Genomic DNA, 13,042 nt, shown 5'->3' with positions numbered 1-13,042 from the left:
AAAGGCAGCAATAGGCATTTCGGTAAAGCATACTGCTGGGCATAGACCATATATCGTGGGTTTATTGTTACGTATTGATTGTGTTGCCCAAAGTCGCCCATTCCGCAAAGCTGCTCTTAACATAAAAAAAGCTGGGAATGATGTATCTTCATATAAATTCTGAAAACCCATATGATCCGGCATCATCACTGGACTACCACTATCTAAATTTACATCCCTAAAAAAATGTATGAGATAGTTCGATAAATCAAATCTATTATTATTATAATTCACGTAATTCCCTTTTAAACTTGAAGTTCAAATAATCATAAATTCTTCTACGACTATCTTCTCTATAAAATTAATAAACTCTAAGTATATCCCAGCGGAACCATCTAAAAAGGCTCATTAATCAATTAATAGACTACTATATTGGAACCACTTGATGAGCAGTGATTAGTTTAGGTCTTTCCTTGGCCACATCAGCGATCAGATGCCGTGAGCACTTAGCCATTTTTTGAATATCAGAATAGCTATGACCTGATTCGAGTAGACTGGCGATGATCTTACGTTTTTCAGTATCTTTCTTACGTCCTGAATACTTACCTTCTGCCTTAGCACGAGCAATACCTTGCATCTGACGGTTCCGGCGATCCTCATAATCTTTTCGAGCAATGGCTGCGAGCATATCCAGCATCATCGAGTTGATGGCCTGCAATATACTGCTCATAAATTCAGTGCTGCGTTCAGGTTGAAGCGCCATATATGAGGTAGGCAGCTCTTTTGATACGATAGAAAGCTTTTTTTCTGATAGCATTCTTTTGAGCGTATCCCAATCAGCTTGGTTCAGACGCGCCAATCGATCAATCTGCTCAACTAAGATAATATCGCTTTTATGAGCATCTTCAATCAGCTGCATAAGCTTGGGTCGCACCAAGGTAGCTCCTGATTCATTTTCGACATAGAAGGCGGCAATCTTGTGGCCATGATCGTTGGCAAATGCTATGAGTTCGCTTTTGGCACGCTCAGCATCTTGTTCTTTGGTAGACGCTCGTAGATACGCTCTGATAAACATAAACACCTAAAATAGTCTGTTATAAGTGGTTCCATTATACCAGTCTGTTTTAAGTAGTCTGTTAATAGGTTTTTGGGGTGAAATAGCTGGTTCCCTTGGGGTATAGCTTTATATATTCTTATTGATTGGGTAAATTACCTTTAAAGTTTAACCAATAAGTGTGAGTAAAAAATATGAAATCAATTGATCAGGCCTATGAATACCTTACAGAATATAGTTTAGCATTCGCAGACGGAAGGCCTTGGGATCTTATCCATGTCGATTTTAGTATTTATTTTAAAATGGCAACTGCTGACCACTTCTTAATTTTTGAAGGAAATAAGATAAACGTAGGAGGGTTCGAGAATAATTCAGATGCTATTTGGACAGGGCTGGACGCTACTATATTCATTAGAGACTATATGGTAAAGGTAACAGGGGATAGAATATGGGGTTTAAAATTCACACTATATCCTAATGGTAAATTTGAAATTGAATACGACTATAATAAACCTAAAGATTATGAAGAGACGAGTGAAGTAATTACTGGAGATGAGATAAGTCAGGCTTTTTTAAGATGATTATTTCCTTGGCGGTAGAAGTCAGTTCGGTGCCTGTATAGCGCACCGATCATGAATAGAATATGTATGTTAAATACACCATCGAGTACACTGTGAATATTCCAGCGAGTTAAAACGTTGATGCCATTAGCTCACAGCTTAGCGTTCAAGTCCTCACTAGGGTACCGTACCCATTTGATATGATTAAAATCTCTCAAGACTCAAAAATCAAATTTTCCCCATAGATAGCAATAATACCTTATATTTGTTCAATAAAATGGAAGATATATATCTGAACCCTCTAATTTTCGTATAAAGTATTTATGATTTGCCTCATAGGTAGGTTAGTGCGATAGTTGTCCACTGAACGTTCTGAACAGTCGTATTGTACAGAGCTTAAAAACGTACTTGGACACTAGGTGAACAATGAATATATCAGTGACAAAAGCAGCAAAAGAATGGGGTGTATCGAGAACCACAATATATCAAAAAGTCAATGATGGCGAGCTTTCTAGAACAGCAGACAAGAAAATTGACACTGCGGAGATGCTTCGAGTATTTGGAGAGCCTTTGTCCAAAAAACGTACTGAACAATCACTGGACAGTCCTCATAATACGCACTTGAACAGTCAGACTGTACAGCCTTGTACAGAGCTTGAACACCAATTAGAGCTAGAGAAATTAAAGAATGAACACCTGCGACAGCAAGTCAGTGATCAAAAGCAGTTAATAGAGAATTACCAACAACAGATTAGTCAGCTAAACAAGACTCTGGATAAAGCCAACGCTAGTATTCACGATTTTGCTCAAGTGAGGTTGCTAGAATTCAAGCAACTTTCATCAGATGATGAGGCACAGCCAGAACAAAAATCAACGATGACACCGGCAACTGCTCCCAAGAAGAAGAAACGGTGGTTCTTTCAATTATAATTCGTGTTGGACAAGGTGTTAGTGTTTAATCTTTGGTAAATAGCTCTCTAAACCCTTATTGGGCTTGTTAAAGCTTTCAGGTTCTCGCTGTATGATATTTATCATTTCGCGCTTAAATGCGTCAGTCTGCATTTTGCCGTCATAACTTAGGCTTGGATGATTATTATAGTCATTCATAAACTGCAGGTTATCGACTATAGACTGTATGGTAGCTTTTGACAGAGTGCCATCTTCACTGGTTAATTTATCCAATGTTTTCCGATGGAATTTGAGCGTTAATCTCTCATAACCTTTGCCTCTACTTTTTTTATGATACTCAACAGTGACCTTGTAGTTTGTACTCTCATTGACTTCATCTATAGCAGTGTCAATCACACGCTCTCTAAGCTGTCCAAATTGCTTATACTTACCTTTAATGCCCATAACGTAGCGAAAATCATCTAAATTCATAGCTTTAGTATATTGATACTGACCTACCCAACAAACAATTAATTCATATAGGCGTATCGAATGAATACTTGATAGCTCAGATACCTCCATCAGCCTATATTTTGTGAAGTTAGCTTTCAGCTGTGTCAAATAAGGCAGTACATCCTCTGCAAATGTTATTGTTATCTGCTCTCCGTTGGGATCATAAAGAACGCCGCTAACAAAGCGGGTACGAAGCGTTTTATTATCCTCCAGTGCTATCAGAACTTCTCTATCAAAAAGCCGATTGCTAGCTTGCTCTAAATCTCTAAAAGCATTCTTCTTAGTACTATCGTTATAGAATATCTTTGCTACTTCCTCGACTGTCACTGTGAACTTGGTTTGCTTAGTAATGTTTGGCGCATCGGGTCTACTATCAATACGACTAATACAAGTTAGTAAAAGCTGTTTCTCTTTAGTGGTCATGGTATAAGCTGCTAGGACAAGCTCATTGGATTGTACAACTAGATTGTTTTCCATATTTTTTTCGAATCCCTGCTTAATATACTGTTATTTCCAATAATAACTAAGCTTTACTTTAACATATAAAACTATAAATAATATCATAAATTTTTATTTGTGTTTATTCTACTCATTCTGTGTTTATTCTACTCATTCTGTGTTTATTCTACTCATTCTGTGTTTATTCTACTCATTCTGTGTTTTTTCCCTCCGTAACATATTGATTTTAAGGAGGAAAAATACCTCTTAAACAGGAGTAAACAGGAGTAAACAGGAATAAATAAAAACCCTTAAAGAAACGGGTGAATAAAAAAGTTGTGGATAAGATTAAAAAGGAGAAGGAAAGGGTCGATTGATAGGTCTAGCAATCTCTAATTTCTGACTAAGGACTCTCAATCCGTTATTAATGCTCTTGATATCGCTTTCAGTCAACTTATCAGCATATTTGGTATTAAACCCACTTAAACTAGATTCAAGCGCTCTAGCATGCTTCTGGACGCTCTCGTTACTATCTAATGTTCTTAATCCTTGATAGGTAAGTTCATACTGTGTAGAAGTTCTTTTTAGAGTCTGGCTGATATGCTCCTGAGCTAATACTTTGCATTCGTCAGCGGTGGTTTCTTTGTTTATGTACTGCTCAATGTTATCCAAATAACTGACGGCTGTTAGCGTTTCTGCCGTCATTCGGCTAATGTCACTACGACCCAACGAGCCTTGCAATTCATTGTTTTTGGCTGTTCTGTTAGTATCTAATTGAGTAATGAATGCTTCAAAATCGGCTGTGACCTCGTGATAGTTTTTGCGTTCTTTTTGTCTGTTAATCAATATATCCATGGCATTCAGGTTGTCTTGCATCACGTCAAACGTAAACAAGTCCGCAATGCGCCGCTGTTCCTCTCTAAAATCATCAAAATCGTTGGTTAAGCCCAATTCGTTAGCGAAGCGATCAAGGACTTTGACTTGTCGATAGTCAAATTTTTCAGGGTAATCAGCAGGATTATCGCGAAAACCTGGGCGCAAACTGAACTTTTCATTGTGTCGAGTCATTAAACGATGGGCAAAAGCGCTTAACGTCGCTCTAAGATCATTATTGTCTTTCTCATCTGCGTAACTTTCTCTGTGAGCTTGTTTATCCTGCTCTCTAAGCTCTCGATAAATTCGTCTTTTTCGCTCATAAAAGGCTCGTCTGTAGTTGTCATCAAAGGGGCTTGGAGCTGGTCTTGCGCTTTGCTCAACTGCTCTGTTAATTGCAAGATCCGACTTTCCGATAGCTTCAGTGACGCTGTTAATTGACTGTTTTGTGTTGTTAATTCTTTGTATGAGCTTGTCATTTGCTTGTGCTGTGTCAGAATATCTTTTTGTGTTGCTCTCAATGGCTTTGTGGTTTTCATCAATCCAGTTTGGTAGATTTTTGCATCGCTTACTTGACCACTCAATATCTTGTTCTGTTCGCTCAATTTGTCGTTTTGTGTTTCTAATTCTTTGATTCGCTCGATCAATACATCGTTTTGTTGTTTCAAGTCGCTCATTATAATCTCGCTGCTCAAAAATAATTTTGTTAGACGCTTTTAGTACCAAGCTATTACGCTCTGCGATCATGGCGTTGATTTCACCTCTGATCGTCACTGGCGCAATGCCGTTAAATACCTCGCCTTTCTCTTCTGCTGCCGTTTTAGCTTTCTCATATGCGTCACGCTCCAGCTTGGTTGCAACGCTACCCATCTTAAGTTGTGGCTCAATATCCTTGCCTTGATCTGCATAGCTACGGCAATCTATCAAATCGTGCTTATACTCAGCTAATTTTTCATTAGCAAGCTGCTCCCATAGTTGGCGAACCTCTTTAATCTCAACACTGACTCGTTCCATGCCAAGCTTATGACGCTTAGTATCGGACAACTCAATATCAGCTTTGTCAGTCAATAGGATTTCATTATTATTGCCAATTGCTGCCGTACGAGTAGTAAACATGATATGAGCATGGAAGTTACGAGGGTCAGCACCTCGATCAATTTCTCTTTGAGTTGGTTTGTGAATAGCGCAATCGGCAATCGTGCCGTAACGATTCGCTAGGGTTTGGGCGAACTTGTGTGCCAGTGTCTTACGATCTTGCTCACTTAACTCATGCGGTAGATTAACCAGCCATTCGCGAGCCACTCTTGCATCTTTGCGTTTCTCAGCACTCTCTGCTTTGTTCCATAAATCACTACGATCAATAGTAGCGCCGGTATCAGCTAATGCTGAGGGCAAAATAATATCCGCGCTCATCACACCTGAACGTTTGGAATAATCATGGGTCTTACCGTAGCGCTGATCGTCAAGCTCAACACCTGCACGATAGCTCGCACTGGCAACAGCACTTTGTCCGCTTCCTCGTGATACTGATTTAGTCGACGCGAGAAAAATAGCCATTTTTAAATGCTCATACTTTTGCTTTTTGGCACTACGTCTTTTCGTAGTGTTGGGGGTGTGGGGGTTTTACCCCTGCCGATGTTTTGACTTCATAAATGTATGACCGTAGGAAGTAAACATTTGTGAAGTCGAAAACTCGCACTTAGTCAGTGGGACATAAATATCCATCAGTTAAATATATCATAGTGGATTGATGGATATTTATTTATTTGTTATAGTCATAAAAGAAGAAAGACAACAATGATAAGGTACTACTATGAGTATGTTAGGTAATGACGAATTAAAAGAACAACAAAAAATTAATGAGTTGGAAAGATCAATTAGTAGACAAAAAGAAAAAATGAGTAAAAAACAAACCAGACAAAAAATATTGCTAGGTGCTTTTTTACTCGATACTTTAGAAAAAAACGAAGTTCAAGGATTAAAAGAATATATAGCCAAAACACTGCCCAAATATTTGACAAAAGTAACAGACAGAGAGCTATTAAAAGGTTTAGTAGAAAATTTAGGCGGTACTATGCCACCTGATGAAAAAGAGCAAGAACAGAAACGGGTAGTACAAGATGATATTTAAACGTGTTTAATTAGCTTTTTATTTAGTAATAATTTAGAGATATAAAGGGGGGGGGGTGTGTCCGAAAATAGTATTGAAGACATTATTAACGATCTTCAACTCAATAGTTGGGAAGCTATCAACAATCTAAGTATAGATGACTTTGAGAATCTGTTCTCCAACGGAGCTTTATCCTCATCAGATAAAATTCTTGTTTTTGATATACTTAGTTTATTTAATAATCTTGAATTAAATTTCAATAGAGTTATAGGCTTAGATAGTTTTAGCTGCGGTGGTCTTGGTGCAATTTTAAACGAAAATAATATAAGGCAAAATCCAACGTATAAAGCATTATTCGAGACAGATGAATCGTCTAAATTTAAAGAGATCCTACAAACCTACTTAGAAGTTCGCAATTTAATCGCTCATTCCTCGATTAAAAAGCATAATGATACGGATAGCATGGTCTTCTTCAGTGCTAACAAAACAGACTGGTCTAACAACGTCAAGCGAAGAAAAAAAGAGCCTCATAAGTTTGGCAATCGTATAGACAGTGCTGTTACTCTGAATGAGATGGGAGAAAATCAGGCGAACTTCGCAGTTTTGTGTCTACCCTTCTTAGAATACTTAAGAAGATTGTTAATACCAATTGATTTGTATTTCGCTAACTACGCAGGGGAAGTGACTGGACAAGACCTTAGTGAATAAGCGCTTTTTAGTGTCTTCTTACTAACCGAAAAGATACCCAAAATCATTTGTCATAATCTAATCTAGGCGTATTCATTTACTGCATATTTGCATGCTGACTGCATGTTGTATTCTTCAGAATCGTATAATATGTATATAGGACTATTCTCTGAGACGTTTTCTGATATAGCAATCAATCTATCACCCTTATAACCATTTACACGAAGATATTCTTCATGACTCTTCTTCCAGTTCTTTATAACCATATGAGGAAAATCATGATCGTCAAGAAACTCAGGATTTGGTGTATCCGTAATTATTCCAATATCATTAAGCTTTTTGATATGCTTTTTGAGATCATCGGAAGATATACCCTCAAGTAATTCCATAATTTCATTTTCTGTCATTTTCTAATCCTCTATATATAAAATTATTTCAGTTAAAAACAATACTATATTAATATTAATCGAAAAGCATTTAAAAGTATCGTTTGAATAAAATTCAACTACTCTGGTCTTAATAGGGACCGAGAAATCTTACTCCATTAAAATGAATTAAGTGAGAAGGTGCATCCGCTACCCAAACTTCTGTTTCCCATGCGATTTCGCCAAGATATTTGCCCATAATAGATCTATTAGGAAAAGCAGTAACGTAAACAAGACCAGCAGTTGATTCAGAGAATAGGTTAGAAAGTTCTTTATACCTCTTTCCATCGACAGGGCCATGACTGGTGACAGATTCTACTAATAACAGCCAGTTTTTTTCAGTGTAGTGTAATACTACATCAGGCATTTTACCATGTGAGCCTACATCAACATTTAGCTCCTTGAGCCGTTCTTCATCGAAATATCCCCACTTCTTTTCCGTATCACCTGCATAAATTAATATACTATTTTGTGCAAACCGTGACGCAAAATCTTCAATAATATTTTTGATAAGCTCGCTATGGACACCAGGACTCAAAGTAATTTCTTCACCCTCTGTAATCCTTACTGGAATACGATTCTGCTCTCGCTCTTTAGCATAACGCTCAACAAGCGATGTACGATCAACTAGATAGCGATCTAGATTTTCGGCCCATAGTGTTGTTCCAAAAGTACGTAATAGAGTCAATGCGTGAGGTTCAATTTGGTAAGCAGCCTTAGGGCTATTTACTGGTCGATCTGGCTTATCTGGATTGTAAAGAGCTATTCCTGCATCGCAGAACTGGTGCATCGTTTGGCGGCGAAAGGTTTCTCTAGAATTGGGTGCATAGAGTTTTCCATACTGATTATATGCCCAGCTCATCATCGGTGTAATACCTATGAGAGGGTTCTGTGCTTGTGACCATGTTTTCTCTGGCCCAAGGTTCAAAAGAGCTAATAAACATAGAGCGGAGCGCTCATTTTGCTGTTGCGAAGGTAAACCTAGAGCAGCTATTATTTCCTGAGCATCTTCAAGGTGAGTATTTTCATTATTCATTAAATTAAGTCTCCAAATTGGGCGTCAATATTCTCTTGGGTAATATTTTCTTGTTTTAAAGCCCATTCGCCAAGCTGTATTAGAGCCTTACGACTTGGATATTTCATTTGCTTGAGATCTGTTGCATTGACCTGAGTATGGCCACTAAACCGTCTAAAATGCTCGTCTACTGCTGTTGTGTTCAAATAGACCGTAAGTCCATTTGCTAATGCCTCAGGCAAACCATTTTTATTATCGTGGAATACATTTAAATGGTTCTCAAACCCTAGCATTGGATAATCCTCAAAGTGATTAGGATCAATCAAGCTGGCAACAATACGGCGCTTTTCTTCCTTCGATGAAAATCGCTTCACTACACAATAAAAACCTTTTGGGTAAAGCCATTTTTCCGTATCAGAGTTTTGCATAATAGCGTTAGATTTTTTCGAATTAGTCATAGGCCAATTGGTTTTACCAGTCTTTAGATGGTTAGGGTAAATCAGTGGTGCTGAACCTTTTTCAGGCATATCACGTAGATGCTCTTTCAATCGAAAATCAACAACTGGTCCAGTTGATAGCTTCACATCAATATCAGTCATTGAGTGACGTACTGCAGAGGATAATTCGATAGCGCTTTTATCAGCTGTCGTCTGTACATGAATAAATTGTTCTGAATCATTTGGGAATACTATGCGCTCAAAAGGAATGACACAATTTTCTAGATCAGAAAAACTATCGTCAGTAGAGGTCGAGATAGTAACAGGGCCTTGCTCTCCATCACGCTCAAGGCAAATAATTATATTCTCTTGTAAAACCTGGTCATCTTTAAAGGCTTTATTGCGTGATTCAAACAAGTGTATTTGACGGATCGATGCCCGTTTGAGAATAAAGTCACGAAAAGGACGATAGTAAGGACCATTGCAGAAACTGCGCGGAATAATAGCCACAATTTGCCCACTTGGTGCCATTTGTGCCAGTGCTAGCGCTATAAAAGCGGAATATAGATTGACTGTCTCAATGCCAACTTCACTTAAAGCTAATCGATGCGCTGACTTACTATTGATTTTTTTATAGGGAGGGTTGAGAATTGCGTGAGTATAGCCTTGATCCTGCAGACCTTTGTCTGTTGCTAGTTTAATGTAATCATCAGAGATGATATGAGTTTGCACGTTATCGTATGCGTTTAGATGCTTACTAAGATGAGTTTGCAACTTTTTATCAACCTCATAAGCCGTCACCTCGACAGAATCGAAACTAAATCCATTCTCTACCCAACGGTCAAGAAAAGCACAGCTCAAAGCGCCTACACCTGCCCCAGCGTCCAATAGATGACAAATTTGAATATCGCTAGGTGGAAATAGAGATGCCATAAAGTGAGCCACATTAGAAGGCGTCATAAATTGCCCGAACTCAGCTTTATGTTTTGAAGTGGTACGAAGTGTTAATTCGCGACGTACACTGTCTGCAGTGTCTAACTGTTGAAGCATATTAAATCCATTTGTTAATGATCAAATGTAGCTCTATGTTGGTTCAAAGCGAGCGTATATATTAACATTTTTCAGTAGCTCTTCTATAACTACTAAGGCTTAAAAAAGTAAAGCTTAGTTCACCACTTTTCATTATTAATTAAGTACGTATCTAACATGAAATTATGAAATACTTAATTGTTAGATCAACCATACTACGAGGAAAATGTGGATATTATTAACCTAGATCAATTATATTTGATGGTACTTAGCGGTATCGTAGCTCTTGTTATTGGCAAACTGTATGAAAAATTGCCTGTAAAAGAAGCGTTCATGCTTTTTGAAAAATATCACAAAGCATCTAGGCTAAAAGAGCTTGTTAAGATTAAAAAGTATCGTCTTGATTTGCGTTACTATTTGTATGAACTGCAAATGATTCAGAGTTGGTTTATTGCTCTAATGATAGTAGCTGTAGTGAATTTTATTTTTCTATTAAGCAGTGGTTTCTTAGAGTATTCGATCTGGTTGTTTATAGTAGGAATGCTACCAACTTATGTCATAGAGCTAATATGGCTGAACAAAATAAGCTACGTGAACGACCTTAGGGTTTATCAAAAAGGTAATCCAGAGTGGGGGAAACGCATACAGCGCAAAGTGGCGCGTAAGCAACGTAAAAAATTGAAGTTAGAGCGTAAGACAGAAGAGTTAAAACAACTAGGGCAATAACAACGATTTGGGATCTTTTAACTCACTAAATATATAAGATATGCTTTAAGCCTAGCACCGTCAAAAGACGGTGTGATTCTGCTTGCCGTAGTCCGATCAGAGCATCAGCAAGAACATACAGAAGGTTAATATTAGTATGCTGAAGTTAATTAGCAGCGTAACAAGTTTATATAACGTCATTCTTCTCTCCTTATAATTGATGGATTCATATGTATTTAACAAAATCTGAAACTCAGTTCTAAGCTTGTTTCCGATGTCTTGTTAAGATTATGATCAGTAGAGCCAAGAAATATTAGATGAAGGACTTCAGTTAAGTCCTATAACCTTATTATCCACGGTTAATTTAAGAGCTTTAGGGGGTGTTCCAACCTCTCCTCTTATACGTGTAACTTCTAACTCAACTAGAACTTGATCAAACACTAAATATAAGAATAATAATTTCAGTAATCACATACTTACGAAAGTAGGTTAAAACTATTTCTTTCTGGAAAAACAAGAAAAAAACGAGATTTACTTGATTCTATCGCAAAAGAATGTATTATAAATATAAATCATTAACGATAAAAAATAAATTCTATTGCATATGGTTGATTAAACGAGGGTTGTCTTATGAGTAAAGTAGTGGGTATTTTCACAGGCAAAGATTTAAACATGATGGAGCTAGAAGGGGGGTCAGGTTACTGGGTCGCACGTTCCGATAGAATTAGAAATTCTGACTATGTAATCTTGATGAGGAATCGTAGAGCGCAATGGGCAGCTAAGGATGGTAAAAGTCATGGACAAGCTTTTATGATTGGAAAGGTGTCAGGATGTATAGCTTCTCAGAAGTACAACGGAAGGAAGGTTATTCAAATGAGTGAGTATTCGCTGTTACCTGATACGGATGATTTCAAAAAAGCTTGGAAAAAACTAACGAAAGGTCAGAGATATCCAGTTGCTTATCTCAACACTGATGATTTATTGGAGGATATTGGATTAGACGTTAACACTCTTGAGTGGTCTATCTTTAATGCTAATCCTATTGAAGATGTGTCTATAGACGATGTTGAGGACAATGACGTTGAGCATTCTTTGGAAGTTGATGCTTCTCACGAGCTTCCCGATGTGGTTGCTGAAGCGAAAGAAATGATAGCTGAAGCAGCGGGGGTTGATATTGATCAAGTTGAAGTTAGAATTAACTTTTAAATAACTTTACTTACTACAAGAAAAAGCCCCCAGCTGGGGGCTTTTTCTTCGTTAATTCAGCCGTTCAATCCAACCCCATTTAACATAATCACTCTTATGGGAGTAAGGCAGAACTTGCTTAATTACCACTACTTGCACTCCAAGCACAGTTAAAAAAGCTGATATCTTCATTGAAGTAACCAGCATAAGACGGAACTCCCATTGGATTAATTGAGTTAAGTACAGAAAAATAACAGCAACTCATATTAAATTCAGTTTGTATAAATTCTGCGAGCTGTTTAGTCATTGCCTCACGCTGTCTAAGTCCTCTATGACCAAAAAACTCAGTAAGATAAGCAAGATATCTACCTTCTTTAGTGACGAAAACACGTCCCTCTTTTAATAGAGCTCGTGTGAGTGGTGCAGTATTATCATGTAGCCATAACCAACAGCCACCTAACTCACCAGAAATAGGCTGCTCACTGTTCTCTTCTATATCTGAGACAATTTTAGAGAATTTATAATTAAAATCACGACTCTCTTCATCAGTAATAGAGAAGTAAGGTTTAAGATCAACCATAGCATCTGAGATTGCTTGTGATGTTTGCGATGGGTGTTGTAGCTGTTCGATAGAAGGTAAAAGGCTAGTATTCAATACAAAGCCAAAAGAATTTAAACGAGCTTGTCGACTGTCTACTAGAGTTAACATATCACTTATAATCAATTGAACTTGTTGCGCAGTTTGAACGATAACGCCCATATTCTGAATTTGAACTTCATTGCTAAGAAAATCTAATCCTGGAATATCATACCAATTTGAAGCTATTCCGTATTCTTTAATCTCCTCGTTATAATTAGATATGTCATCACGATAAGGGAAGCGCCATTCTCGCTCATGTGTCCAGTCGATATTTCTTTCACCAAGGTTATAAGTTACATATCTATATTGCTCCATTAGCGGCATTGCTTCAGTGGGAAGCATTCTATAACCTTCAGAGTTATATTTTGCAGTTGACGGTACACCTTCGCTAAGTCCAGAAATAACTGGACGAGCCCCTAATTTAAAAAGAGTATCTTTTGGGAAAACAAATGCAAAAGAACTCATGGCTTGCCCACTCTTGTATCTTTTAAAGCCTGCCTCTAA

General features: G+C 37.6%; 14 protein-coding genes. 6 read left to right on the top strand and 8 right to left on the bottom strand.

The annotated features are described in order from the left end of the window. Nucleotides 1-273 (bottom strand): hypothetical protein (locus tag AC5JPO_RS13210; RefSeq protein ID WP_493854057.1); only part of this gene is annotated, 273 nt, incomplete at its 3' end. Between the two features lie 133 nt (nucleotides 274-406). Beyond that, nucleotides 407-1,054 (bottom strand): recombinase family protein, encoded by a 648-nt coding sequence (locus tag AC5JPO_RS13205; RefSeq protein ID WP_493854056.1) that lies wholly within the window; start codon nucleotides 1,052-1,054, stop codon nucleotides 407-409. 173 nt (nucleotides 1,055-1,227) lie between these two features. Here AC5JPO_RS13205 and AC5JPO_RS13200 point away from each other — a divergent pair, with 173 nt between their 5' ends. Continuing rightward, nucleotides 1,228-1,614 carry a hypothetical protein gene (locus AC5JPO_RS13200; protein WP_201612407.1) on the top strand — a complete coding sequence of 129 codons (387 nt, stop codon included), beginning with the start codon at nucleotides 1,228-1,230 and terminating at the stop codon, nucleotides 1,612-1,614. A 405-nt stretch (nucleotides 1,615-2,019) separates the two neighbouring features. Continuing rightward, nucleotides 2,020-2,523: a plasmid replication DNA-binding protein gene (locus AC5JPO_RS13195; RefSeq protein WP_493854055.1), complete on the top strand. Its 504-nt coding sequence runs from the start codon at nucleotides 2,020-2,022 to the stop codon at nucleotides 2,521-2,523. An 18-nt stretch (nucleotides 2,524-2,541) separates the two neighbouring features. Here AC5JPO_RS13195 and AC5JPO_RS13190 read toward each other — a convergent pair whose 3' ends face one another. Together AC5JPO_RS13190 and AC5JPO_RS13185 are read right to left on the bottom strand one after the other, a co-directional pair. Then, nucleotides 2,542-3,471, bottom strand: coding sequence for a RepB family plasmid replication initiator protein (locus AC5JPO_RS13190; protein WP_045455943.1), 930 nt, complete (start codon nucleotides 3,469-3,471; stop codon nucleotides 2,542-2,544). A 309-nt stretch (nucleotides 3,472-3,780) separates the two neighbouring features. Continuing rightward, complete coding sequence (locus tag AC5JPO_RS13185; protein ID WP_493854054.1) at nucleotides 3,781-5,862, bottom strand: MobA/MobL family protein; 2,082 nt, start codon at nucleotides 5,860-5,862, stop codon at nucleotides 3,781-3,783. Between the two features lie 256 nt (nucleotides 5,863-6,118). Here AC5JPO_RS13185 and AC5JPO_RS13180 point away from each other — a divergent pair, with 256 nt between their 5' ends. Together AC5JPO_RS13180 and AC5JPO_RS13175 are read left to right on the top strand one after the other, a co-directional pair. Next, a complete protein-coding gene (locus AC5JPO_RS13180; RefSeq protein WP_493854053.1) occupies nucleotides 6,119-6,436 on the top strand; it encodes a mobilization protein MobS in 318 nt (105 codons plus the stop codon). Between the two features lie 57 nt (nucleotides 6,437-6,493). Continuing rightward, nucleotides 6,494-7,123, top strand: a complete 630-nt coding sequence (locus AC5JPO_RS13175) for a hypothetical protein (protein ID WP_493854052.1) — start codon at nucleotides 6,494-6,496, stop codon at nucleotides 7,121-7,123. Between the two features lie 62 nt (nucleotides 7,124-7,185). Here the strand turns inward: AC5JPO_RS13175 and AC5JPO_RS13170 are convergent, their stop codons facing one another. The 3 genes from AC5JPO_RS13170 to AC5JPO_RS13160 form a co-directional block, all read right to left on the bottom strand. Then, nucleotides 7,186-7,509, bottom strand: coding sequence for a hypothetical protein (locus tag AC5JPO_RS13170; RefSeq protein ID WP_493854051.1), 324 nt, complete (start codon nucleotides 7,507-7,509; stop codon nucleotides 7,186-7,188). Nucleotides 7,510-7,618: 109 nt separating this feature from the next. Next, entirely contained in the window at nucleotides 7,619-8,563 is a 945-nt protein-coding gene (locus AC5JPO_RS13165; protein ID WP_493854050.1) for a BsuBI/PstI family type II restriction endonuclease, read from the bottom strand. Further along, nucleotides 8,563-10,029: an Eco57I restriction-modification methylase domain-containing protein gene (locus AC5JPO_RS13160; protein ID WP_493854049.1), complete on the bottom strand. Its 1,467-nt coding sequence runs from the start codon at nucleotides 10,027-10,029 to the stop codon at nucleotides 8,563-8,565. Before AC5JPO_RS13160 ends, AC5JPO_RS13165 begins: the two co-directional genes overlap by 1 nt. A gap of 207 nt (nucleotides 10,030-10,236) precedes the next feature. Here AC5JPO_RS13160 and AC5JPO_RS13155 point away from each other — a divergent pair, with 207 nt between their 5' ends. Together AC5JPO_RS13155 and AC5JPO_RS13150 are read left to right on the top strand one after the other, a co-directional pair. Further along, nucleotides 10,237-10,734 carry a hypothetical protein gene (locus tag AC5JPO_RS13155; RefSeq protein ID WP_493854048.1) on the top strand — a complete coding sequence of 166 codons (498 nt, stop codon included), beginning with the start codon at nucleotides 10,237-10,239 and terminating at the stop codon, nucleotides 10,732-10,734. A gap of 609 nt (nucleotides 10,735-11,343) precedes the next feature. Continuing rightward, complete coding sequence (locus tag AC5JPO_RS13150; protein WP_493854047.1) at nucleotides 11,344-11,919, top strand: hypothetical protein; 576 nt, start codon at nucleotides 11,344-11,346, stop codon at nucleotides 11,917-11,919. A gap of 118 nt (nucleotides 11,920-12,037) precedes the next feature. Here AC5JPO_RS13150 and AC5JPO_RS13145 read toward each other — a convergent pair. Further along, nucleotides 12,038-13,042: DUF4427 domain-containing protein (locus AC5JPO_RS13145; protein WP_493854046.1), on the bottom strand; the 1,005-nt coding region annotated here is incomplete at its 5' end.

The sequence above is a fragment of the Psychrobacter sp. H25 genome, assembly GCF_059076335.1.
The sequence above is the reverse complement of the archived record's forward strand: the minus strand, read 5'-3'. Positions and strand labels throughout refer to the sequence as shown.